The sequence below is a fragment of the Weizmannia sp. WK01 genome (assembly GCF_025905465.1).
Taxonomy (GTDB): domain Bacteria; phylum Bacillota; class Bacilli; order Bacillales; family Bacillaceae_C; genus Weizmannia; species Weizmannia faecalis.
This window is the reverse complement of the sequence record NZ_CP109616.1, coordinates 819,943-842,864: the sequence shown is the minus strand read 5'-3', so window position 1 is coordinate 842,864 and position 22,922 is coordinate 819,943. Positions and strand designations below refer to the sequence as shown.

The 22,922-nt window shown below is 48.4% G+C and carries 20 protein-coding genes, 1 tRNA gene and 1 riboswitch; of the genes, 7 read left to right on the top strand and 14 right to left on the bottom strand.

All coding sequences use genetic code 11. From position 1 onward, the window contains the following. Window positions 1-380: 380 nt before the first annotated feature. Window positions 381-1,901: an IS5-like element ISBco3 family transposase gene (locus OF158_RS03850; RefSeq protein WP_043052461.1), complete on the top strand. Its 1,521-nt coding sequence runs from the start codon at window positions 381-383 to the stop codon at window positions 1,899-1,901. 153 nt (window positions 1,902-2,054) lie between these two features. Here OF158_RS03850 and OF158_RS03845 read toward each other — a convergent pair whose 3' ends face one another. The 6 genes from OF158_RS03845 to OF158_RS03820 form a co-directional block, all read right to left on the bottom strand. Next, entirely contained in the window at window positions 2,055-2,996 is a 942-nt protein-coding gene (locus tag OF158_RS03845) for a magnesium transporter CorA family protein (protein ID WP_014095988.1), read from the bottom strand. Between the two features lie 337 nt (window positions 2,997-3,333). After that, window positions 3,334-3,406, bottom strand: a tRNA-Lys gene (locus OF158_RS03840). 223 nt (window positions 3,407-3,629) lie between these two features. After that, a complete protein-coding gene (gene panF / locus OF158_RS03835) occupies window positions 3,630-5,084 on the bottom strand; it encodes a sodium/pantothenate symporter (RefSeq protein ID WP_017551967.1) in 1,455 nt (484 codons plus the stop codon). Beyond that, window positions 5,081-5,353, bottom strand: coding sequence for a YhdT family protein (locus tag OF158_RS03830; RefSeq protein ID WP_017551968.1), 273 nt, complete (start codon window positions 5,351-5,353; stop codon window positions 5,081-5,083). Before OF158_RS03830 ends, panF begins: the two co-directional genes overlap by 4 nt. 407 nt (window positions 5,354-5,760) lie before the next feature. Continuing rightward, window positions 5,761-6,645, bottom strand: a complete 885-nt coding sequence (gene galU / locus OF158_RS03825; protein WP_014095992.1) for a UTP--glucose-1-phosphate uridylyltransferase GalU — start codon at window positions 6,643-6,645, stop codon at window positions 5,761-5,763. Between the two features lie 6 nt (window positions 6,646-6,651). Beyond that, window positions 6,652-8,154 carry an NAD(P)H-hydrate dehydratase gene (locus OF158_RS03820; RefSeq protein ID WP_264302953.1) on the bottom strand — a complete coding sequence of 501 codons (1,503 nt, stop codon included), beginning with the start codon at window positions 8,152-8,154 and terminating at the stop codon, window positions 6,652-6,654. Between the two features lie 148 nt (window positions 8,155-8,302). Here OF158_RS03820 and OF158_RS03815 point away from each other — a divergent pair, with 148 nt between their 5' ends. From OF158_RS03815 to thrB, 5 genes are all read left to right on the top strand, one after another. Beyond that, window positions 8,303-8,707, top strand: a complete 405-nt coding sequence (locus OF158_RS03815) for a DUF4064 domain-containing protein (protein ID WP_035182351.1) — start codon at window positions 8,303-8,305, stop codon at window positions 8,705-8,707. Between the two features lie 342 nt (window positions 8,708-9,049). Beyond that, entirely contained in the window at window positions 9,050-9,829 is a 780-nt protein-coding gene (locus OF158_RS03810; protein WP_035182353.1) for an arginase family protein, read from the top strand. A 116-nt stretch (window positions 9,830-9,945) separates the two neighbouring features. Further along, the gene (locus OF158_RS03805; protein WP_035182355.1) at window positions 9,946-11,241 is read left to right on the top strand and encodes a homoserine dehydrogenase; all 1,296 of its coding nucleotides are present in this window, start codon (window positions 9,946-9,948) and stop codon (window positions 11,239-11,241) included. Window positions 11,242-11,245: 4 nt separating this feature from the next. Continuing rightward, window positions 11,246-12,310: a threonine synthase gene (thrC, locus tag OF158_RS03800; RefSeq protein ID WP_014095998.1), complete on the top strand. Its 1,065-nt coding sequence runs from the start codon at window positions 11,246-11,248 to the stop codon at window positions 12,308-12,310. Beyond that, entirely contained in the window at window positions 12,307-13,227 is a 921-nt protein-coding gene (thrB, locus tag OF158_RS03795; RefSeq protein WP_014095999.1) for a homoserine kinase, read from the top strand. The genes thrC and thrB overlap by 4 nt, the downstream gene beginning before the upstream one ends. A gap of 30 nt (window positions 13,228-13,257) precedes the next feature. Here thrB and OF158_RS03790 read toward each other — a convergent pair whose 3' ends face one another. The 5 genes from OF158_RS03790 to OF158_RS03770 form a co-directional block, all read right to left on the bottom strand. After that, window positions 13,258-14,007 (bottom strand): ABC transporter ATP-binding protein, encoded by a 750-nt coding sequence (locus OF158_RS03790; protein WP_013858512.1) that lies wholly within the window; start codon window positions 14,005-14,007, stop codon window positions 13,258-13,260. Next, entirely contained in the window at window positions 14,004-15,002 is a 999-nt protein-coding gene (locus tag OF158_RS03785; RefSeq protein ID WP_014096000.1) for an ABC transporter substrate-binding protein, read from the bottom strand. Before OF158_RS03785 ends, OF158_RS03790 begins: the two co-directional genes overlap by 4 nt. Beyond that, window positions 14,999-15,796, bottom strand: coding sequence for an ABC transporter permease (locus OF158_RS03780; protein ID WP_035182360.1), 798 nt, complete (start codon window positions 15,794-15,796; stop codon window positions 14,999-15,001). Before OF158_RS03780 ends, OF158_RS03785 begins: the two co-directional genes overlap by 4 nt. Continuing rightward, window positions 15,747-16,070, bottom strand: coding sequence for an MTH1187 family thiamine-binding protein (locus OF158_RS03775; RefSeq protein ID WP_013858509.1), 324 nt, complete (start codon window positions 16,068-16,070; stop codon window positions 15,747-15,749). Before OF158_RS03775 ends, OF158_RS03780 begins: the two co-directional genes overlap by 50 nt. Before the next feature lie 81 nt (window positions 16,071-16,151). Next, a riboswitch (TPP riboswitch) is annotated at window positions 16,152-16,254 on the bottom strand. A gap of 589 nt (window positions 16,255-16,843) precedes the next feature. After that, entirely contained in the window at window positions 16,844-18,331 is a 1,488-nt protein-coding gene (locus OF158_RS03770; RefSeq protein ID WP_014096003.1) for an amidase, read from the bottom strand. 123 nt (window positions 18,332-18,454) lie between these two features. Between OF158_RS03770 and OF158_RS03765 the strand changes: the two genes are divergently transcribed. Then, window positions 18,455-18,931: a YflT domain-containing protein gene (locus tag OF158_RS03765; RefSeq protein ID WP_014096004.1), complete on the top strand. Its 477-nt coding sequence runs from the start codon at window positions 18,455-18,457 to the stop codon at window positions 18,929-18,931. A gap of 162 nt (window positions 18,932-19,093) precedes the next feature. Here OF158_RS03765 and prpB read toward each other — a convergent pair whose 3' ends face one another. The 3 genes from prpB to mmgD all read right to left on the bottom strand — a co-directional run bounded on the left by prpB (window position 19,094) and on the right by mmgD (window position 22,767). Beyond that, the gene (prpB, locus tag OF158_RS03760) at window positions 19,094-20,020 is read right to left on the bottom strand and encodes a methylisocitrate lyase (RefSeq protein WP_035182363.1); all 927 of its coding nucleotides are present in this window, start codon (window positions 20,018-20,020) and stop codon (window positions 19,094-19,096) included. A gap of 15 nt (window positions 20,021-20,035) precedes the next feature. Then, window positions 20,036-21,493: a 2-methylcitrate dehydratase gene (gene prpD, locus OF158_RS03755; RefSeq protein ID WP_043052514.1), complete on the bottom strand. Its 1,458-nt coding sequence runs from the start codon at window positions 21,491-21,493 to the stop codon at window positions 20,036-20,038. Between the two features lie 152 nt (window positions 21,494-21,645). Continuing rightward, window positions 21,646-22,767, bottom strand: a complete 1,122-nt coding sequence (mmgD, locus tag OF158_RS03750) for a citrate synthase (protein WP_017551979.1) — start codon at window positions 22,765-22,767, stop codon at window positions 21,646-21,648. Window positions 22,768-22,922 lie beyond the last annotated feature (155 nt).

Below are 22,922 nucleotides of genomic sequence, written 5' to 3'. Positions count from 1 at the left end.
ATTTCACATGACAAACTAAAAAAATATAATTTGTGAAGTATTTCACATGATTTTCTGCCGTTTTACATTTGTTTCTTTTCTTTATGGCTTTATTATAGGCGATTTCACATGCTATGGCTGTGTCAGATTGGTGACAAATGAATAAATCATTTATAAACTTTTTTCTTTAAAATATTGCTTTCCAGCTATGATTTAATTAAAATAAGTTTTTTCCGCCTTTTTACATTGTAAGTGCTTACATTTTATATTTGAATATTTAGGGCTTGCTGAATAAACAAAAATTCCAGATTTGACAAGGATTTTGGCCACTTTTGTCGAATATAAAGTGTAAGGATTTTATAGGAAACGTGTAAAAAACCTTGCACTTGGAGGCCGTTACGATGTACAAAAAGACTGAACATCAATTAACTTTTGTAGAAGATTTTTTTCTACCATTCGGTGGAAAATTAAATAAAGAAAATCGCTGGGTCCGTCTTGCTGAATTAATCCCTTGGTGGAAGGCTGAAGAAAAGTATGCCAAGTCCTTCAAGAAAAAGTTCAAAGGTGAAAAGGCTTATTCTGTCAGAGTTGCTCTTGGGGCTCTCTATATCAAAGAACGGCTTGGGCTATCTGACCGGGAAACAGTCGAACAGATCACGGAAAACCCGTATCTTCAGTATTTTATCGGGTTGCCTGAATTCCAGGAAAAAGCCCCATTCGATCATTCTCTGATGACTCGTTTTAGAAAACGTTTGGGTGCAAACATCATCAATGAACTGAATGAATGGATTGTTCTGGAAGAACAAGAACGCCAATCGGAAGAAGCATCTAAGGAAAATGACAACGATGATGATCACCATGATGATGACGATCATAGTAGTGGTGATCATCAACCTTCCGGTCCTGCTTCGGAAGAGAATTCAACTGGATCGGCTTCTCCTAAAACGAAGAACAAAGGAAAGCTCATTCTGGACGCAACCTGTGCACCGGCTGATATTGCTTACCCTACTGATCTGGGGCTTTTGAACGAAGCCCGTGAGAAACTGGAACATATCATTGATGTACTGCATGAACCGCACAAAGGAAAATTACCAAAGCCACGGACCTACAGAAAAAGAGCCCGCAGGGACTATCTTTCTGTCGCTAAGCAACGCAAAGCTGGAGCCCGGAAAATCCGGAAAGCTGTCGGCAAACAACTTGGATATGTGAAACGGAATCTGGAGATCATTGGAAATCTCATTTCCCAAAGCTCCCTGTCTCTTTTGAGCAAAGATGAATACCGACAACTCCTCGTGATTCATGAACTTTACCGCCAACAGGCAGAAATGTACAAAAAGAAAACACATCGGATTGACCACCGGATTGTGAGCATTTCCCAGCCGCATGTCCGTCCAATTGTGCGTGGCAAGGCAAAAGCGAACGTGGAATTCGGCTCAAAAGTCGCCATTAGCGTTGTAGATGGCTATGCCTTGATTGAGCAACTCGACTGGGAAAATTACAATGAAGGGATCACCCTTAGAGAATCTATTGAGAACTACTACAACCGGTTCGGATTTTATCCAGAAGCGATTTTAGCAGATAAAATCTACCGAAACCGTGACAACCTAGCATACTGTAAATCTCTTGGCATTCGTCTGAGTGGGCCAAGGTTGGGACGCCCATCCAAAACGGAAGACAAAACCTTAGAACGCGTGGCAAGGCAGGATGCCTCCGAACGTAATGCCGTTGAAAGCAAATTTGGCGAAGGCAAGCGCAAGTATGGGCTAGGCCTTATTCGAGCACGCCTTCAGGAGACCAGTGAAACAGTAGTAGCCCTTCAATTCCTTATAATGAATCTGGAGCGGAAGCTCAGGGTTCTTTTTTTGAAATTTTTGTACAACACTATTTTATATTTTAATAACCGTAATTTGGCTTGTATCTGACAGAATCTGATTCGTTCAGCAAGCCCTATTTATGCAAAATTCCGTATAGAAATTGCCGTAAAAAAAACCGCTTCTCGCTTGTGAAACCTGCACATTCACAAGGCAGAAACGGAAAAGGAGATGAATTTTATGCAAATCCATCTCCCAGGTGTGTTAGAAATATCTTTTTTTCCAAAAAATAAGGGCTGTAACACTGGAAAGAACCAGAGAGGCCAAAAACGCCAGCCAAAACCCATGGGGGCTTGATTGCCATGGCAGGCCGTGAAGATTCATTCCGAAAAAGCTGGATACCATCGTTGGCAGGGAAAGGATAATCGTGACCGTCGTCAAAAATTTCATCACGCCGTTCACGTTATTGGAAATGACAGAAGCATAGGCATCCATCATGCCGCTTAAAATATTGCTGTGCACTTCACACATTTCGATTGCCTGTTTGACTTCAATCATGACGTCATCCAGTAAGTCCATGTCATCTTCATATACTTTTAGAAAATGCTGCCGTGTCATTTTTTCCAAGACGATTTTATTGGCTTTTAATGAGGTAGTGAAATACACGAGCGTTTTTTCAAGGCTCAACAGTTCGAACAGTTCCTCGTTTCGCATCGATTCGTGCAATTCGCGTTCGATCAAGCTTGATCTGCGGTCGATATATTTTAAATAGTTCAAATAATAGCTTGCAACTTCATACAGAATTTGAAGGGTAAATCTGGTTTTCATGTAGGTGTAAAACCCGCGCACCCGTCTGTGGATAAATTTTCCGATAATCGGATTGTCCTCTAGGCAGACCGTGATGAAATAAAAAGGCGTGACGATAATCCCGAGCGGAATCGTATCATACAGCGCGGAGTCCACATCGTCCTTTACCTTAACCGGAAGGCCGACAATGATTAAAATATCATCGTCTTCTTTTTCAATACGGGAGCGTTCATCGACATCCAGCGGGTCTTTAATAAAATCGATCGGTATATTCGTTTGTTGGACAACCTGGTTGATTTCTTCTTCTGTCGGGTTCACCAGGTTCACCCAGCATCCTTTTGACAAAATTTCTGTTTCCTTCAGTTTGCCGTTTTCGTCCGTTAAATACATATTTAACATGCAGGCACCTCCTCTTCTCTTTTGAGGAAGCTCAAGCATACTTTACTCTTCCAGAGACTGATAACGTGTAGGATTGGTCGAGGCCAGTATGAAGACTTCCTCTTGCTTATGTTTCATGCACGACCTCGGATGCGCGTCAGAATCCATCAGTTATCATCTCCTTTTTTTCTTCGATTCATAAATAGCTGCGAAACCTGCAACCATTTTATTATACCACAATATAGTATGCCTGAATATGTCCGCTTGTTATTTTTTAGCCGGATTATCCGCACAAAAAACTTACATAAAAATAAAAAAGCAATATAATGGCACATTTGTGCATCATATTGCTTCGTGATGGGACATGAGGGGCTCGAACCCACGACCCGCTGATTAAGAGTCAGCTGCTCTTCCAACTGAGCTAATGTCCCGCAGATGACAATCATTATATTATCACAAATCCGGGAGAGATGCAACGAAAAATTTTTTTAGATCCGGGCCGGGCAGATGATGCGTCCCGGCCCGATTGATTCTTATTTTGCAGCTTCTTCCGGACATCGCACATTTTTAGCTAAAAATTTCAATTTGGGGCGCCGGATTACTCGGCCCCAATAAGTCGCAATGACGCGTGTCAATTGAACCGGTACTTTTACTTTATGCCCCATCGCGTTCAGCCCGAATGGCAGCTCTCTTGCGCCCGAAGAGAAGGCTCGCCACGATAAACCCGGCGCAGGAAATAAGGACCGGCAGCACCACTGTATGCAATCCGAACGGGTTTGGATGCAAGCGGTCCAGCAGAATGTACGAGCCCATGCCGAGTATCATAGAACAAACCGCGCCGTACTTGTTTCCTTTATTCCAGTACAAGCCGAAAATCACCGGCCATATAAAAACGGATTCCAGGCCGCCAAAGGAAAACAAGTTGAGCCATATAATCAATTTCGGCGGGCTGAGCGACAACAGCACGACAATGACGGCAATCGCTGCGGTCACGCTGAAACTTGCCGCTTTCATCTGTTTTTCGGATGCGTCCGGCTTCACGTAATTCAAATAAAGGTCTTTGACGAGCGCAGAGCCGACGAGAATAAGCAGTGCATCAACGGTGGACATAATTGCGGCCATCGGGGCGGCAAGCACGATACCGGCCGGCACAGGCGGCAGCACTTTCATCGTTAACAGCGGCATAACCGTATCGGGCACTTTCACACCCGGCATGACAGCACGTGCCATCACGCCAATAAAATGCATGCCGAACATAATAAACCCAATGACAATGGTACCGATGATGATCGCCCTGTGCATCGCCCGGGAATCTTTGTAGGACATCGCACGGACCGTAATTTGCGGCAGGCCGACGACACCAATCCCGACCAAAATCCAAAACGACGACACATAGGCAGGGCTCAGGCTGTGCCCATGTCCGAACGGCGTAATCAGATCCGGGTCCTCTGCAGCAAGTTTGTGCATAATCGGTTCCATCCCGCCGCCCGCTTTAATGGTTGCCACCAGTAAAATAAGCGTGCCGAGAAACATGACCGTGCCCTGGACTGCATCTGTCACCGCCACTGCGCGAAATCCCCCGACTACGACAAACAGCGTAACAGAAGCGGCAAAAATTAGGAGCGACGCCGTATACGACAATCCGGTCAGCGATTCAACAAGGCGCGCACCGCCGATCCACTGTGCCGTCATCGATGAAAACAGAAAAATAATAATGCTTGCTGCCGCCAAAATGACGACGGCATCACTTTGATAACGGCTTTTTAAAAAGTCAATCAGCGTCACCGCCTCATATTTGCGTGCCATAATCGCAAATTTTTTCCCGAGCACCATCAGGACAAAATAGCCGGTTGAAAGCTGTGCCATAGAAAGAAGCACCCAGCCAAGCCCCTGTGTGTACGCCACGCCCGGGCCGCCGATAAAGCTGCTGGCGCTCCCGTATGTCGCCACCATCGTCATCGCGAGGATAAAACCGCCGAGCTGCCGTTTTCCGAGAAAATATTCCTGTACAAAAGATTGCGTTTTGATCACGTATTGATTGGCCCAAAAACCAACGGCAAAAATAATGAGCAAAAAAATGAGCAGTGGTGCCAATACCGGCCAGTTCATGGCTTATCCCCCTCTTCATCATCGAAAGGGATATCCTTAAAAAAGAACTTCACAATGAAGATGACAAGCGCCGTCACGACAATATACCCGGCAATGCAGCTGTAAAAAAACCATGATGGCATGCCAAATATATAATGATACTGTTTGGCCGGCCGTGAACCGAGGCCGTAAGCAAAACCGTACCACCAGAGAAAATTGAACAGCACAAGCCCGACGCCGATCCATGCTTCTTTGTGCGCCTGTTTAAATCTTTTGTCATCTGTTTTCAAAATGTGCCATCCTTTCCTTACTTTTGCTACTATCTTACATCTTTTTCATCCGGCCGTGTGATTTTCACCATGAATCAGGTTTGTTTTGCATAAAAGCACTGGAACTTGCAAAATAAGCCGAACGAAACTGGATTCCTTTTCATGGTTGCCAGAAACAACCTCTCTTCTGATCGTCATTGATTTTGACGCGAAAAACTTCATTTCATTCTATATAAGTTGAGCTTAAGTTACATCAAGCCCGAGCGCCAATTTGCACGATGACGATTTTTTACAGCAGGCAACAAAAGCTGCGATATTTTAGCTGGAACTTCGGGTTGTATCCCGATCCCCATCGCACAGCCCGATAAAAAACGCCTGCGTTCGCATATTTCGCGAAACAGGCGTTTTTACCGGCAGACCTGCAAGTTTCAGATCTGATGGTTTTGAATTCTCCATTGCAAATCTTCCAAATACCGGAGCAAATCATCGCGCAGATCTTCCCGGGAAAGCGCCATTTCAATCGTCGATTTGATAAACCCGAATTTTTCGCCGACGTCGTAGCGTTTCCCTTCATAAGCATAGGCATACACTTTTTGGATTTCATTCAATTGTTCAATGGCATCGGTCAGCTGGATTTCACCGCCTGATCCCGTCTTCTGCAATGAAAGGAAATCAAAAATCTCCGGTGTTAAAATATACCGCCCGATAATGGCGACATTTGACGGCGCTTCCTCCACTTTCGGCTTTTCTACAAAGCCTTTCACATCATAAATTCTTCCCTTTTGATCGAGCGGGTCAATAATCCCGTAACGGTTTGTTTCCTCACGCGCGACTTCCATGACGGCAATCACGCTGGAATGGACCTGTTCATAAACATCGATCATTTGTTTCAGGCAAGGCGGTTCAGCCTGAATAATATCATCACCGAGGAGCACGGCAAACGGTTCATTCCCAATAAATTTGCGCGCACACCAAATCGCGTGGCCCAGTCCTTTCGGTTCCTTTTGCCGGATATAATGGATATCCACTTCTGCAGGCTGGCGCACTTTTTCAAGCAGATCAAATTTTTTCTTTGCGATCAAATTGTCCTCAAGCTCAAATGCGTGGTCAAAATGGTCTTCAATCGCCCGTTTCCCTTTCCCGGTTACGATGATGATATCTTCAATGCCGGAATCAATGGCCTCTTCCACAATATATTGGATTGTCGGCTTATCGACAATTGGCAGCATTTCTTTCGGCATTGCCTTCGTCGCCGGCAGGAAACGTGTTCCAAGCCCCGCTGCCGGGATAATCGCCTTCTTGATTTTTTGCATTATTTGTCACCTCTTTATAAAACGGTCACCGTTTCCTAAACCCGGCGCTTTCCCTGCATCTTTTGCGGCCGTTTCCAATTGGTGCATCACTTTGGGAAGCAGCCGGGAAAATTCATGGGCAGTGAGTGTAGCGGACCCGTTTTCCCGGATCCACAAGTCAGCGCATGCCCCGTGGATATAAACGGCATTGGCAACCGCTTCCTTGATATTAGCATACGTGCATATATTTGCCAAGAGCATGCCGGTTAATGTATCACCGCTTCCGCCTTTTGCCAGGCTGCTGTTGCCGGTTGTATTTACATAGCCGCTGCCATCCGGAAATGCCATTACCGTGTACTGTCCTTTTAAAACGACGATGACCCCGTGTTCCTGTGCATAAGCGGAAGCAAGCCTGAGCCTGTCCGATGCAATTTGCCCGGTCGGAATGCCCGCCATCCTTGAAAATTCCCCCGGATGCGGCGTTAAAACGACCGGCGCCGTACGTTTCGGGTATGCCCTTTTATGTAATGCCCCGGCATCGAGGACAACAGGAAGTGGTTCTTTTAAAACGCCGTGAATGAAAGACTCCAGCTGCTCATCCGGCTCAATCCCGGGACCGATGGCCACCCCGGCAAATTTCTGCCCCAAATCGTTAAGCCGCTTTGAAAAATCCCTTTTTAAATAAGTGGCTTCCGGAACGAGTGTAGCAATCACATTCCGGGCACCGCTTTCCGTAAAAACGGAGAGTTTCCCGATTCCCATCCGCATGGCGCCGATCGCAGCCAGCGCCGCACTACCCGGCATATCGTCACTTCCGGCAACCAAAAGCCCGGTCCCGAACGTGCCTTTATGGACATTGCCGCTTCTTTCGGGGAGCGAACGAATGACATCTTCCTCCGACCAAACTTTCCATTTTGAAGTATGCGGCAGGCCGATCCCGACAGCCTTTGTTTCGCCGAAATAAGTGGAAGAAGGGAATAACAGGCTGGACGGTTTCAATCCATGAAGAGAAAACGTATAATCTGCGTGTATGGTATGTGGATCGGCATCACCCGTATCCCCCGCTACACCCGTCGGTACGTCAATGGCGGCCACTTTTGCCTTCCGAGTATTGATCCAATCGGTTACTTCTGCAAGATCATCCCTGAGCGGCAGCCTGGTACCGACGCCAAGCAGCCCGTCTGCGATCCAGTCATAATGTTTCTCACGGTCAAAAGGGGCTGCTTCAAAGCCGAACGATTGAAAATAGGAAAAATGCTGCGCGGCCTCTTTTGTTTGCGGTGGGCCTAAAGGAAAGATCAAATCCGCTTTGTATCCGTTCAGTTTTAAATAGCGGGCAAGTACGATCCCGTCCCCGCCGTTATTTCCTTTGCCGGAAAGCACCGCAATCGTGTCGCGTTTGGAAAGGAGCGGTGCAAGGGCGCGGTACAGACCGCTTCCGGCATTTTCCATCAGCGTAAACGTATCCATGCCGAAAGAAGCTGCATTTGCATCGGCTTCCTTAATTTCTTTGCTTGTATAAATTTGCATGGCCAAACACCCCCGTTCTCATAGTTTTATTGTAACACTGCTTGAATGCGGCAACATAAAATTTCTAATTTCCGAATCCTTTTTTTGTTTTTTTCGTATTTATAGAAGGGAATGGGTCTTATAGACGAGAAAGAAAGGGGTGGTATAAATGAAACGAACTGCTGAAATTATACTGAGCGTCATTGGCGCGGTGCTAAACGGACTTGCCGCAATCCTCGTTATCTTCTTTACGATAGCCATGAAAAGCCAAAGTATTATCGATCAGATGAAAAGTGATGCCTCCATACGGGAAGCCGACTTTCAAACAGTCCTTCATACGATCCAGGCGCTCGGCTGGGGAATTGCTGTGGTGCTTATCATCGGAACGGTGATCGGCATTGTCGCCGCTGTTCAACTGAGGAATAACAAAAGGCCGAAGCTGTCAGGCATTTTGCTTATTATCGATGCATTGCTTGTGTTCTTTTTCACCGTCGGATTCGGGGTGCTCCCGGCGCTGCTTTACCTGATTGCAGGCATTTTGAGCCTCGTGCGCAAACCGCCCGTCATCGTTTAATCGTTTAATAGAGCATGAGCCTTCCTGCATGAGGGAGGCTTATTTTGATGCAAAAAAATAAATACGGCCAAGCGCGATTCCGCCTTTCATGCCAGCTAATCCGGCAATTAAAAAAGCCGGATGAAGATTTCCTGTCAAACGGAACACGGGAGCACGGCGTTTGCCGGTGGCCGTTTCAAAAATTTACCTGTATCATCATCTTCCCGCTCCTTCCCGCCTGAGCCGGAAACGATGCGTGTTTCAAAAAAATGTGATAAAATCATAATAAATCGTTTCAATATTCCGCCATTCAAAGGAACCTGCTTCAACCCGTTCTGTGAATTCTTAAAGGAGATGAAAGAGATGGGTTTATTGCATAAAGGTGTCACGATATTGGCTTTTGACGAAACGTATGATGAACAAAAAAGGATCCAGTCTTTTCCCCATGAAACTATTAATCTGAAACATATCCGCCATACCAATCTTTTTTGTGAAAAACAGGCGCTTTTCCAAATTGAAACGGCACTGGACCGCCGCAAACAAAAAGGCATCACCTTTCTTGGAAGTGGCAACTACCATTATGTGACCTCCCTGCTTTTAAAAAAAGCGCCGAAACCGTTCACCCTTGTGCTGTTCGACAACCATCCGGACATGGACGACAGCTTTGAACAGACACTGCTATCATGCGGGTCGTGGGTATCCTACGCCTTAAAAACGAACCCGCTGCTGAAAAGAGTTGTCATCATCGGCCCGACTTCTTTCAAAACACATCGCCGCCCGCCACAAACCGTCCAAATTTTTCCTTTTAACGGCCGGAATCTTGAAAACCGGAAACGGATTTTATCCGCCATTCCAACAGATACCGTCTATATCAGCATTGACAAAGACGTCCTTTCCCCGGCTTTTGCCGAGACAAACTGGGATCAGGGGAGGATGGGCAAGCAGGAATTGCTGTCCTGTATTTCGGCCATTCTCGATCAAAAGCAAGTATTCGGCATCGATATATGCGGGGAAACCGCAGTCTCGCCGGCTGAACGCTTTCTCCCGCATGCATTTGAAATAAGCCAAAAAAACGACGCCATGAATGCTGAAATCCTCGAAGTTTGCCTGGAGCGGCACCCGCAACCAGCACTGCACGTCTGATTCTTTTTCTTACTTTTTAAAAAAGAAAGACTTGATCTTCCTCTGTAATCATGCTTTAATGTCTATTATACAAAGACATTTGTTTTCTGTAAAAATACATAAAGAGGTGTGATCAAATGAAATCGGACGTTTCAATCGGACTGCTTGGACTCGGAACCGTTGGCTGCGGCGTTGTCAAACTGATCCGGCAGCATCAGGAGGAACTCGTCCATCAGCTTGGGCGTGAAGTAAAGGTGAAACGAATTCTCGTGCGCGACACCGAAAAGGACCGCGGTGTAGACATTGATCCCGCCTCTGTCACTACAAATCCCGATGAGATACTAAATGACCCGGAAATCGATGTCGTCGTTGAAGTGATGGGCGGAATTGATGAAGCCCGCCGGTACATTGTCAAGGCGATTGAAAATAAAAAACATGTCGTGACCGCGAACAAAGATTTAATTGCTCTCTATGGCCCGGAGCTTCAGGAACTGGCCTGGAAAAACCAGTGTGACTTGCTGTATGAGGCAAGCGTCGGCGGCGGCATCCCGATTATCAGGGGGCTTACAGACGGCCTTGTTTCCGACCGGATCCAAAAAGTGATGGGGATCGTCAACGGGACAACCAATTTTATTTTGACCAAAATGATGGATGAAGGCGTTTCTTATGACGAGGCGCTGAAAGAGGCACAGGAACTTGGTTTTGCCGAAGCTGACCCGACATCAGATGTGGAAGGCCTGGATGCGGCAAGGAAAATGGCGATTTTGGCAAGGCTCGCATTCTATACAAATGTGAAACTTGAAGATGTGGAAGTGGAAGGCATTACCCATCTTTCATCCGCAGATTTGCATTATGGGAAAACGCTCGGGTATACGATGAAGCTGATCGGCTTGGCGGAATGCCAGGATGAACATATTGAAGTGAGCGTGCAGCCGGCGTATATCGCCCAAAACCACCCGCTTGCTTCCGTGAAAAACGAATTCAATGCCGTTTATATTAACGGGGAAGCAATCGGCGAGGCAATGTTTTACGGGCCCGGCGCCGGAAGCATGCCGACTGCGACCGCGGTCGTGAGCGATTGTATTGCCGCGATTAAAAACATGCAGCTCGGCGTGAACGGCCGGAACCTCAGGGGCCCGCGCTTTGAACGGAAACTCATGCCGCCTGAGCAGCGCTACGGGCAATTTTATATCCGTATGCATTTAAAAGACCAGGTCGGCGCATTTTCAAAAATTACAGCCGCCTTCAGCGCGCTCAATATCAGCTTTAAACGGATTTTGCAGACGCCTGATAAACGCGATGAGCTTGCGGAAATCATCATTGTTACCCACAAAGTGTCGCTCGACCGTTTCCAAAAGGCGCTCGAACAGTTAAATGAAATGCCTGTTGTCAAAGAAGTGAACAGCTACTACCGTGTTGAAGGAGAGGCATAAAAACATGAATCAATGGCCAGGATTACTCAAACAGTACAAATCATTTTTACCCGTCACAGACAAAACACCGGAACTGACATTATTTGAAGGCAATACGCCGCTTATCCCGTTTGCCCGCCTCTCGGAAAAGCTCGGCGTGGAATTGTACGGAAAATTTGAAGGTTTGAACCCAACCGGCTCTTTTAAAGACCGCGGCATGGTGATGGCGGTTGCGAAAGCGATCGAAAACGGCAGCAGGTCCGTTATCTGCGCCTCCACCGGCAACACTTCCGCTTCTGCGGCCGCCTATGCCGCAAAAGCCGGAATCCGGGCAATCATCGTGATCCCGAGCGGAAAAATCGCGCTTGGCAAACTGGCACAGGCCGTTATGTACGGCGCTGAAATCGTGGAAATTGATGGCAATTTTGACCAGGCGCTTAAAATCGTCAGGAAAGTAAGCGAAACTTCGCCTGTTACACTTGTAAACTCGGTTAACCCTTACCGGCTGGAAGGCCAAAAAACGGCAGCTTTCGAGATTTGTGAGCAGCTGGGTTCAGCACCCGATGTCCTTGCCATCCCGGTCGGCAATGCCGGAAACATCAGCGCGTATTGGAAAGGATTCAAAGAGTTCAATGAGAAATTCGAAACCGGCCTGCCGGAAATGCACGGCTTTGAAGCGGAAGGCGCAGCTGCCATCGTCCGGGATCGGGTGATCGAAAACCCGGAAACGGTCGCCACCGCGATCCGGATCGGCAACCCGGCAAGCTGGAAACTGGCTGTCAACGCCCGCGATGAATCAGGCGGCGTGATTGACTCAGTGTCAGACCCGGAAATCCTTGATGCGTTCCGGCTGCTCGCCCGCAATGAAGGAACGTTCGCCGAACCGGGTTCATGTGCGTCCATCGCCGGTGTCATCAAGCAGGTCAAAACGGGACAGATCAAAAAAGGAAGCAAAGTGGTTGCTGTCCTGACCGGAAACGGGCTAAAAGACCCGCAGACCGCCATGTCCCAAGTCGAAGTCCGGCCTGCCGTGCTGCCGGCAACGGAGGAAGCCGTGACAGATTATCTTTCGAATGTGATCCATGTATGAACAGGCTGGTTATCCGCGTCCCCGCAAGCACGGCAAATCTCGGGCCCGGATTTGATTCAGTCGGCATGGCGCTCAACCGTTTTTTAACGCTTGAAGTGCTTAGCAGCGAGGAATGGGTTTTTGAACAAGTATCACCCCTTTTGCCGCCGCTTCCGGAAGACAGCGACCCTTTTATCTTAAAAATTGCGCGGCAGGTTGCGGATTTATACGGCGTGCAGCTTGCCCCGTGCAAAGTCATTGTTGACAGCGAAATTCCGCTTGCTCGCGGGCTTGGCAGCAGCGCCTCAGCCGTTGTGGCCGGCATTGAACTTGCCAACTTTGCCGGAAATCTCAGGCTTTCGCTTGCAGAAAAGCTGGACATTGCCACCCGGATCGAGGGGCATCCGGATAATGTCGCGGCATCCCTGTTCGGCGGGCTCGTTGTTTCAGCCGAGCAAGGGGACGGACGAGTCGAAGTCGTGCCGTTTTTTGACATTATGGCGGATTTGCTCCTGTTTATTCCCGATTATGAGTTAAAAACGGAAGATGCGCGCAAAGTGCTTCCTGATTTTTATGCACGGAAAGAGGCGGTAAAAGGAAGTGCGGCCAGCAATCTTTTTATTGCGGCGCTCATAAGCGGCCAGTACGAACTGGCCGGAAAAATGATGGAACAGGACCGTTTTCACGAGCCGTACCGGACAAAATTGATCCCCGAATTTTTGGAGATCCGCCGGCTGGCTAAATCACTCGGCGCGTACGGGACGGTCATTAGCGGCGCCGGCCCGACGGTTATTTCGCTTGTGCCGTCCGGGCAGGCAGAGGCCATGGCAGAAACGATCCACGCCCATTTTCCGCATGTGCTGGTTGAACCGGCCAAAATTGACCGGACCGGCCTTTCCGTCGAAAAATATGCGGCATCCAATATGCTGAACTTGTAAAAAAAGGTTTGGAGCATCTCCAAACCTTTTTTATTTCCCCAAAAATGAGGCAAGTTCTCTTAACAGTTCATCTTTGTCTTTTTTCAACGCATCCGAAGAGAGCATCTCCCATTTCCGCGGGCGCGGCAAATGCACCTTCAATTCGTGAATGATGGCGGACGGCTGCTGCGACATGACAAAAACACGGTCCGATAGCAGCACGGCTTCATCAAGATCATGGGTAACCATAAGAATCGTCTGGTTTCCTTTCTCCCATGATTCGAGCAGCCAGCGGTGGACATCCATTTTAGTAAAAGCATCGAGCTTCCCGAACGGTTCGTCTAGCAGCATAACCGGTTTTTCGCATAAATACGTGCGCAAAAAGCTGATCCGCTGCCGCATGCCGCCGGAGAGCGAGGCGGGATAGTGGCCGGCGTAATCCTCAAGGCCAAACTGCCGGAGCACCTCCATCCCCCGCAAAACCCGTTCCCGTTTCCGCACCCCTTTTATTTCAAGCGGCAAAACAATGTTTTGCAGTGCCGTCCGCCAAGGCAGAAGCAAATCCTGCTGCGGCATGAAACCGGCGGCATCCTGAACCCCATCCGGTTTGCCGTCAAGCAGCACTTTGCCGCCATTCGCCTTTTCAATCCCGGCAATGATATTTAACAGCGTGCTTTTTCCGCATCCGCTCGGCCCGATAAAAGTACAGAATTCACCTTTCCGGATCGTTGCGGAAATGCCTTCCAGCACTTTTTTCCCGCCAAATGTTTTCGTAATACCTTCCAATTGCAAATACGTCATGGCCGGTTTGGAAGAAATTCGTTTGTGTAGGCAGCCTTGATGTTGATTTTTTTCTTAATGACTTTATGGTCATAAAGGAAGTCCATATAACGGCGCCACACTTCTTCCTTCTGTACCCCCCATTCCGCGGCATCGTCCTGGTACTTCGTGCTTAGCCACTTCTGGCTGGCGCGGACAAGCCCTTTATTTGTATCCGGCACGTCCTTAATCAGGATATCGGCGGCCTGTTCCGGGTGCTTGATTGCAAATGTATAGCCTTGAGCCGTAGCCTTCATAAAAGATTTGACAAGAGGTTTATCCCCTTTGGCCAGTTTTTCGCTTGTAATGATGACCGGGCTGTAATAATCAAGCGCAGGGTCGAGATCTTTGACCATGATAAGATTCAGTTTTTTCCCGCTCCGCTCTGCCTGGATGCCGTCCCAGCCGTAATAAATCCATTCAAAATCCGCTTCACGCCCGATTGATTTGAAAAAATCCGTCTGGCCGAGCACAATATTTTTTACTTTGCTGTAGTCGGCGCCATATTTTTCCATGACCGTTTTGATGACGGCTTCTTCAGACGGCGAACCCCAGCCGCCGTAACGTTTTCCTTCAAAGTCTTTCGGAGAAGTGATGTTGTCTTTTTTCAAAGAAGCAAAGCCGGAAGTATTGTGCTGGATAATCGCGGCAATGGACACAATCGGAATTCCTTCCGTCCTTGCCGTGGTGACATTTTCCTGATAACTGACCCCGAAATCCGCTTTCCCGGAAGCCACCATTTGTTCAGCCGTAATATTGTCCCCCGGCTGGATGATTTTCACATCCAGGCCCTGCTTTTGAAAATAGTGTTTTGTTTTAGCTACATACAGGCCGGTATGATTGGTGTTCGGAAACCAGTCCAGCACAACCGTCACCTTTTGCAGCGCTTTTTTGCTGCTTTCCTTCTGCCCGCTTCCGGCGCATCCGGCAGCAAGCAGCAACATGGCCGCCTGCAAGATGATTAACATTTTCTTCATTGATGATCTTCCTTTCGGTATACCCATGGTGCGGATAGCCTTTGCAAACATTCAACAGCGCCGTATAAAAGAAATGTGAGCCCAATGATGACAGCAGAGATAGCAAACAGGCGGGCCGTCATAAAAGATTTCGTCGCCCTTGTCAGCATGACGCCGAGCCCTTCGCTTGCGCCGAGCCACTCACCGATAATGGCACCCATCACACTATATGTAACGGCAATTTTTAAACCGGAAAAAAAGTAAGGGAGCACAGCCGGAAATTTGACTTTCCGGTATAGCTGCCATTTTGAAGCATGCATGGTCTTTAACAGTTTCACCAAGTCATCATCCACCGTTTGAAACCCTTCCAGGATGCTCAATGCCAGCGGGAAAAAGCAGATTAAAATGACCACAATGATTTTTGACTGGAGCCCGAATCCGAACCAGACGATTAAAAGCGGCGCAATTGCCACAATCGGAATCGTTTGCGAAACGACCAAAAGCGGCCGGACCAGCATCCGGAAAACGGGAACCATATCCATAAAAACGGCAATCGCTGCGCCAATCACAATGGAAAAGGCTAGTCCGATCAATACTTCTTTTGCAGTTTGCCAAATATTGGGCCAAACCATCCATTGCAGGCTTTTCAATTCCTGCCATACTTCCGTCGGTTTTGGCAGCATCCATTCACTGATATGAAAGCCGGCCGTTACCCCTTGCCAGACGAAGAGCAAAAAAATGAGCCAGGCAGCCGTGAGCGCCGTGTTAACGAACCGGCTGCGGCGTTTGTTCGCGATATTTTGCAATTTTTTCATCCATTGTCACCCCGGTGCTTGGCCGGTAATGGATTTTGATCGATGTGAGGACATCAATCGCACCGGCTTGAACGCAAGCATCCTGCGCTTTTTTGATGATCTCAAGCAGCTCGTCAAGATCGCCTTCCATCGTCGTTTCCATTGCCCCGACTTCATAACGTACGCCGGCATTTTGGACGACTTCGATCGCGCGGTCGACGACACCGTATAAGTCATCACTTTTAATATGCGGAACAACTGAAAAAGAAACCGTTACTTGATTCGATTTTTCCATCAAATTCTCCTCCTTTTTTTCAAATAAAAAAGCTTTCATTGCATGCGCAAGAAAGCCTGTCCATCCAAAACATGCCGAAACATGCTTCAATATGAGACTCCCTACGCTGGCATTATCCAGATCAGGTGAAGGGTCGATGCAAAGCGGCATCCTCTCAGCCAAACCGGCTCCCCTGCTTTTTTTCCTTGTAATTTTATTGTAACATGAAAGCCATCCTTTTTGGCAAAAAATTTTCAATAGGATGGTGCGGTGCGCAAGCCGGCCTTTGCCTGCCTTGGTAAAGATTGGGGCGTTAAGATAGCGGGGATTTTTGACGGCCTTCCTTAACATAGAACGCCTCTACGTTAAGATAGCATGTCTTTTTTTCGGACTTCCTTAACATAGAGAGTTCTACGTTAAGATAGCGGAACTTTTTGCCGGCATTCCTCAACATAGAACGCCTCTACATTAAGAAAGCGGGCATTTTTTTCGAGCTTCCTTAACGTAGAACGCCTCTACGTTAAGGAAGCGGGACTTTTGGGCAGCCTTCCTTAACATAGGACGTCTCTACATTAAGAAAGCATGTCTTTTTGTCGAGCTTCCTTTCTATGTTAAGATAAATCCTGCTTTTTTCACCCTTCCTTAACATAGAACGCCCTACGTTAAGATAGCGGGGATTTTTGGTCTCCTTCCTTAACGTAGAGTGACTCTACGTTAAGGTAGCGAGGATTTTTCGCGGCCTTCCTTAACGTAGAGTTCCAACCCGTGCGTAAGTAACGCCGCTTATTCATGCTTTAAAGGCAAGGGTTTCCCTGCATGCCAACCCAAAGTTCCGACTGTTCGAGCGCATAAGCGACATCCAGCAGCCAATGTTCATTTCCTTTCGGCGCAACCAGCTGTACCCCTAAAGGAAGCCCGGCCGCTGTTACATGAACCGGCAGGCTGATCGCCGGCTGCCCGGTTAAATTGGCCAGCTGCGTAAACGGGGAAAACGTTAAGCTCGGTTCAAACATATCATAGACAAGTGCCTGCTGCTTTTCTTTCGGAAGTCCGGTAACGCCAAACAAGCGATCCCGCTCTTTCCCGGTTTGGGTAAGTTCCCCGATTTTCGGTGCCGGAAACGCGGTTGAAGGCGTGATATACAGGTCATAAGTCTCATGGAAAGCAGCCATTTGTGCTGCGGCTTTATCCCACTCCGCAAGGCTCTTTGCGTATTCCGCCGCCGTGACATTTTTCCCGGCAGCATACAAGACCCACGAAACCGGCTCCATATCTTTTTCCGTAAGCGGGCGTCTAAGTGCGCTTTCCAAATCCGAAAGTTCCGCCGCCATTTCCCCGCAGTTCATTAAATAATAGTTTTCCATCAGCCGCCTGCCGTCAACACCGTTTTTGGCTTCTTCCACAAGATGGCCCTCCTGCTCCAGCCATTTTGCCGTTTTATAGACAGCCTGTTTTGCATCGCGGCTGACAGGCGTCCCGACCGGCGATTCAACCGAAAACGCGATCCGGTATTTTTTCGTTCCACTCCGCTCTAGTTCCTTTACATATCCCGGAAAAAGCGGCGTTTGAAAAGCAGCGGCGGGCTCTACCGTTTGTAGCACATCGAGGAGCGCTGCACTGTCTCTGACTGTTTTTGCCAGCACAAAGTCAATAGCCGCCCCTTGCCATTGCCGTCCACGGCCCGGCCCGACCGGTGTCCTTCCCCTTGTCGGCTTTAATCCTGTTAAACTTGTAAAAGAAGCTGGGATGCGGATCGATCCGCCGCCGTCACTTGCACCGGCAACCGGTACCATCCCGGAAGCCACCGCAGCCGCGGAACCACCGCTTGATCCGCCGGGTGAAAAATGGGGATTCCACGGATTGCGCGCCGGACCATAAAGTTCAGGTTCCGTAATATTTTTTAATCCAAATTCCGGTACGTTTGTATGTCCGAGAATGATAAACCCCGCTTCCTTCAATTTTGCCGTAAAAAAAGCATCTTCTCTGGCACGGTTTTGCTGGAGCAGTTTTGATCCGGATGTGAGCAGCTCGCCCTTTACTGCCTGAGAAAGGTCTTTCAGCAAAATCGGCACGCCGGCAAATGGCTGCTCATCTGTACGGAGCGTGGCCGCTTCCTTTTTTGCTTTCTCAAACCGTGTCCGGATGACGGCATTTAAACGCCTGTTTGTTTTTTCAATCCGGGCCATTGCCGCCTCAAGCACTTCTTCCACACTTACTTCTTTTCGCTTTACGAGTCCGGCCAGCCCTGTTGCATCATACGATAGATATGCAGATTCTTCCATCTCTCTCCCTCCATTTAATTCTATATTGACTGAATTTTATGGAGATGTTAAAACCTATGAAACTCGTTTAACCCTTTTTCTACCGGGTAAAAATGCACTATCACCATTAGGAGGCAGATAGAGATGGCAAAAGAAGTAGTTGGTATTTACACAACGTTGCAGGAAACGATTGACGTAGTAGACCGGTTGACCGCACAAGGCTACAGCACTTCCAATATTTCTATTATTTCAAACGGGAATGATGGAACTTTATTGAAAAAGCAGACCGGCGCAAATGTGGACCACACCACCACTGTCCAGGATGAACAAAACAGCTCTGTCTGGGAGAAAATCAAAGGGTTCTTCAAGCCGGACTATTATGATGAAACGACAAGAAAACTGACCAATCTGGATCTCCCGCAGGACGAACTGGACCGCTATTCGACTGAAATTGATGCCGGACACTATCTTGTGCTCGTAGACAATGATGCTTCTGCCCTCAATGAAACGGCCGCTCCCAGAACAGCCGATCCTGCCACAGAAGTTTCCGGCCAAACAACGGCATCCGGGTTGAAAAACGAATTTGGCGAAAACTACTCAACGTCGCAAGAGAAAAGGTAGATGTTCGCGAAGAAGTGCTGGATGTCGAAAAAAACCCTTGCATTTAAAATTTTTGCCAAAGCTGTCAGTATCCATTTTGCTTATTGAGTAAGCCCCAAATAGGCCGGCCGCTAAGTTTAAAAGGGCAAACCCGCACGGAAAAGGCGGGTTTGCCCTTTTTCTTTACGTTGATGAGGAAGGATCAGGCGTAACAGGCAGAATCGTTTTAGCGATCGACTGGTCGAGCGCTTCAAATTCCTCTAAAGAAATCGTGTTGTAAAGTTCTTTCCTCGTCTGCATGTCGGAAAGGGCATTTTTTTGCGTGCCTTCGTTTTTGATTTTTTCAAACACCCTTTCATAAGCTTTTGCGGCAACGCGCAGCGAAGTAACCGGATAAATGACCATCGCGTATCCCATTTCCTGAAATTCTTCCGCCGTATAATACGGGGTTTTACCGAATTCGGTCATATTGGCAAGGAGCGGCGCTTTTATTTTTTTCGCAAACAGCCGGAATTCATCACGGGACTCGAGCGCTTCCGGAAAAATCGCATCCGCCCCCGCTTCCACATACGCCTCAGCTCGCGTCAAGGCGGAATCCAGCCCTTCGACGCCTCTTGCGTCCGTACGTGCGACAACTACGAGGTGCGGTGCCACACTTTTGAGCGCCCGGATTTTTTCGCGCATGTCGGATGTCTCCACAAGCTGTTTGCCGTTTAAATGCCCGCATTTTTTCGGAAGCTGCTGGTCTTCAATCTGAACAGCCGCAACCCCTGCTTCAACCATTTCGCGGGCGGTGCGGGCAACGTTCAGCACGCCGCCAAAGCCGGTGTCAATGTCAACAAGAACCGGTAAATCGGTGGCACGCACGAGATCGCGTGCACGTTCCGCCATTTCCGTCGATGTGATCATGCCAAGATCCGGAATCCCTTTGCTCGCGGTATAGGCAGCGCCTGATAAATAAAGCGCCTCAAACCCTGTGTTTTTTGCAATGAGTGCCGCCATTGCATCATGCGCGCCGGGGATTTGCAAAATGCCTGGCGCCTGTATGCGTTCCTTAAACCGTTTGGCAAGCGCCTCCTGTGAAGACGGGTGATTGACAATCCAAACCATGGTGCAACATCCTTTCTACAAGGTGAATAAATTGACGAATTCATGAACGGCCATTTTTTCAAGCGCTTCTCCCGCAAGGCAGGCTTCTTTGATCCTTTCCTGCTGCTTCGCGGAATAGTGGGTGGCGATATTATCCGAAAACTTGGTGATAATTTTCGGGATCGCTTCTTCCCTTCTGAAGCGGTGGCCAAGCGGATACTCGACTTCCACATTTTCAGTTGATGTGCCGTCTTCAAAAAAGACTTGTACGGCATTCGCGATGGAACGTTTATCCGGATCAAGGTAATCGATGCTGTATTGTTTGTTTTCAACAACTGCCATTTTTTCCCTCAATGCATCAATGCGCGGGTCAGCGGCGACTGCGTCTTCATAATCGTCCGCCGTAATATTGCCTTTGATCAGGCCGACAGCCGTCACATACTGGATGCAATGGTCGCGGTCAGCAGGGTTATAAAGCGGCCCTTTTTTATCAATGATGCGGATGGCAGATTCATGCGTTGTAATGGTAATATGCTTGATTTGATCCAGTTTCCCGGCGACAACCGGATGGAGTTTAACTGCGGCTTCTGCTGCCGTCTGTGCATGGAATTCTGCCGGATACGATACTTTAAATAAAACATTTTCCATCACATAGGAACCGAGCGGGCGGGCCAGTTTCAGTTCTTTCCCTTTGAACATCACGTCCTGGAATCCCCACCCGGGTGCGGAAAGCGGCGTTTGATAACCCATCTCCCCTTTCATCGCAATCAGCGCAAGCGCCACGCCCCTGCTGGTTGCATCGCCGGCCGCCCATGATTTGCGCGAACCGGTATTCGGCGCATGCCGGTATGTGCGCAACGGGCCGTTATCAATCCAGGCGTGGGAAACGGCGTTCATGATTTCGTTTTTCCCGCCGCCGAGCATTTTTGTCGCAACAGCAGCTGTAGCCACTTTGACAAATAAAACATGGTCAAGCCCGACGCGGTTCAAACTGTTTTCCAAAGCAAGCACACCTTGGATTTCATGGGCTTTGATCATGCCCTCGAGCACATTGCGCACTTTTAGCGGTGCTTTCCCGTTGGCAACGCGCGTCCGGCTCAAAAAATCCGCAACAGCAAGGATGCCGCCGAGGTTGTCGGAAGGGTGCCCCCACTCCGCCGCGAGCCACGTATCGTTATAATCGAGCCAGCGGATCATGCAGCCAATATTAAACGCCCCCGCAACCGGATCGAGCACATAGGAAGTGCCCGGCACATGCGTCCCGTTCGGCACGGTTGTACCCGGAACGATCGGACCGAGCATTTTTGCACACTCCGGAAAACGGAGGGCGAGAATGCCGCAGCCGAGCGTATCCAAAAGCCCGTAACGCGCAGTCTCAAAAGCTTCGGAACTCGTAATCTCTTTGTCTAGCACATAACGGGCAATTTCTTCTATCAGGGCATCCCGCTCCCCTGTTTTTTCATTTACAGCTGTTGTACCGGCCAATTTAAACATTCCCCTTTCCAAACTTCATCTGCAGTGCAACACCGGGTCCTTAAGACAGCGTTTTACCCCAGCTTTTTGTTCACTTTATCTCTTAATGGTCCCGCCTTTTTAAAACCTCATCTTGCGAATGCAAGCCATCCGGTCGCAGGCCTTTTTAAAACTTAATCTTGCGGATGCAAACCGCGCGGGCCTTTGTATTGGACGCGCGGACGGAACAGGCGGTTGTTTTCATGCTGCTCCATCACATGTGCGCACAGCCCGACCGTTCTTGAACTGAAAAAGATCGGCGTATAAAGCGGAATCGGAATGCCGAGCATCCAATAAACCGGGGCTGCATAATAATCGAGGTTCGGATAGAGCCCTTTTTCCTGCGCCATGATTTTTTCCCCGGCTTCGCACATTTCAAGCAGCGAATGATCCCCTTTTTCCGCACAAAGTTCTTTCAGCGCTTCTTTCATCATCAAGGCGCGCGGGTCCATCTTTTTCATGTAGACGCGGTGGCCGAACCCCATTACTTTTTCTTTGTTTTTCAGTTTCGTATAAAGCATTTCTTCAAATTTTTCCACCGTGCCGGCTTCTTTCAGCATCTCCATCACCGCTTCATTGGCGCCCCCGTGCAGATGGCCCTTGAGCGATGCCACTGCGCCTGTTAACGCCCCGTATAAATCGGACAAGGTGGACGCAATGACCCTTGCCGTAAAAGTCGAATTCGGCAGTTCATGTTCGCTGTACAGGACAAGGGAACGGTCGAAAATCTTTTCTTCCTTTTCCGAAGGGACTTTCCCGGTGATCATGTACAGGAAATTGGCGCTGTACGACAAATCCTGCCGCGGTTCAACCGGGTCCTCGCCATTTAAAAGATGGTAGCTGTTTGCAACAATGTTCGGCACATTCCCGAGCAAATGGTATGCACGGTTTAAATTGGCTTTACGGGAGCGGTCCAGCAGGTTTTCATCATACCCCGCCAGCGCTGAAACCCCTGTACGGAGCGCATCCATCGGGTGGGTGGATGCCGGCAATAGCTTCAAAATGTCCAGCACGGCGTCTGGAATCCGGTAGTTTTTCTTTAAACTTTCTTCCAACGCTTTTTTCTCGGCATCATTCGGGAGCGTGCCTTCAAGAAGCAAATGCACGATGTCCAGATAGCTTTTCGTTTTCGACAACTCAATCAAGTCATACCCCTTTAAAACGATCTCGCCTTGGGCCGTGTCAAGAAAAGAAAGCTCCGTTTCAACAGCGACAACCCCTTCAAGCCCCGGCACAAACTGTGTCGTATTTCCCATCTCCATCCATCCTCCGTTTCTGTATTTTGCCAAAACTGTAAGCACTTACAGTTTTATGTAAAACAAAGTTGCCAATACCCCTGATGCTTTCATAAAAAAACATATCATAATATTTACAAAATGACAACGCCCACAGGCTTTGGACGACGATTCAG

Excerpts from the sequence above, each read along its gene's own strand:
- OF158_RS03850 (WP_043052461.1), top strand. The coding sequence starts at position 381 with ATGTACAAAAAGACTGAACATCAATTAACTTTTGTAGAAGATTTTTTT.
- OF158_RS03845 (WP_014095988.1), bottom strand. The coding sequence starts at position 2,996 with ATGTTAAATATGTATTTAACGGACGAAAACGGCAAACTGAAGGAAACA.
- panF (WP_017551967.1), bottom strand. The coding sequence starts at position 5,084 with ATGAACTGGCCGGTATTGGCACCACTGCTCATTTTTTTGCTCATTATT.
- galU (WP_014095992.1), bottom strand. The coding sequence starts at position 6,645 with ATGCAAAAAATCAAGAAGGCGATTATCCCGGCAGCGGGGCTTGGAACA.
- OF158_RS03820 (WP_264302953.1), bottom strand. The coding sequence starts at position 8,154 with ATGCAAATTTATACAAGCAAAGAAATTAAGGAAGCCGATGCAAATGCA.
- OF158_RS03815 (WP_035182351.1), top strand. The coding sequence starts at position 8,303 with ATGAAACGAACTGCTGAAATTATACTGAGCGTCATTGGCGCGGTGCTA.
- OF158_RS03810 (WP_035182353.1), top strand. The coding sequence starts at position 9,050 with ATGGGTTTATTGCATAAAGGTGTCACGATATTGGCTTTTGACGAAACG.
- OF158_RS03805 (WP_035182355.1), top strand. The coding sequence starts at position 9,946 with ATGAAATCGGACGTTTCAATCGGACTGCTTGGACTCGGAACCGTTGGC.
- thrC (WP_014095998.1), top strand. The coding sequence starts at position 11,246 with ATGAATCAATGGCCAGGATTACTCAAACAGTACAAATCATTTTTACCC.
- thrB (WP_014095999.1), top strand. The coding sequence starts at position 12,307 with ATGAACAGGCTGGTTATCCGCGTCCCCGCAAGCACGGCAAATCTCGGG.
- OF158_RS03790 (WP_013858512.1), bottom strand. The coding sequence starts at position 14,007 with ATGACGTATTTGCAATTGGAAGGTATTACGAAAACATTTGGCGGGAAA.
- OF158_RS03785 (WP_014096000.1), bottom strand. The coding sequence starts at position 15,002 with ATGAAGAAAATGTTAATCATCTTGCAGGCGGCCATGTTGCTGCTTGCT.
- OF158_RS03780 (WP_035182360.1), bottom strand. The coding sequence starts at position 15,796 with ATGAAAAAATTGCAAAATATCGCGAACAAACGCCGCAGCCGGTTCGTT.
- OF158_RS03775 (WP_013858509.1), bottom strand. The coding sequence starts at position 16,070 with ATGGAAAAATCGAATCAAGTAACGGTTTCTTTTTCAGTTGTTCCGCAT.
- OF158_RS03770 (WP_014096003.1), bottom strand. The coding sequence starts at position 18,331 with ATGGAAGAATCTGCATATCTATCGTATGATGCAACAGGGCTGGCCGGA.
- OF158_RS03765 (WP_014096004.1), top strand. The coding sequence starts at position 18,455 with ATGGCAAAAGAAGTAGTTGGTATTTACACAACGTTGCAGGAAACGATT.
- prpB (WP_035182363.1), bottom strand. The coding sequence starts at position 20,020 with ATGGTTTGGATTGTCAATCACCCGTCTTCACAGGAGGCGCTTGCCAAA.
- prpD (WP_043052514.1), bottom strand. The coding sequence starts at position 21,493 with ATGTTTAAATTGGCCGGTACAACAGCTGTAAATGAAAAAACAGGGGAG.
- mmgD (WP_017551979.1), bottom strand. The coding sequence starts at position 22,767 with ATGGGAAATACGACACAGTTTGTGCCGGGGCTTGAAGGGGTTGTCGCT.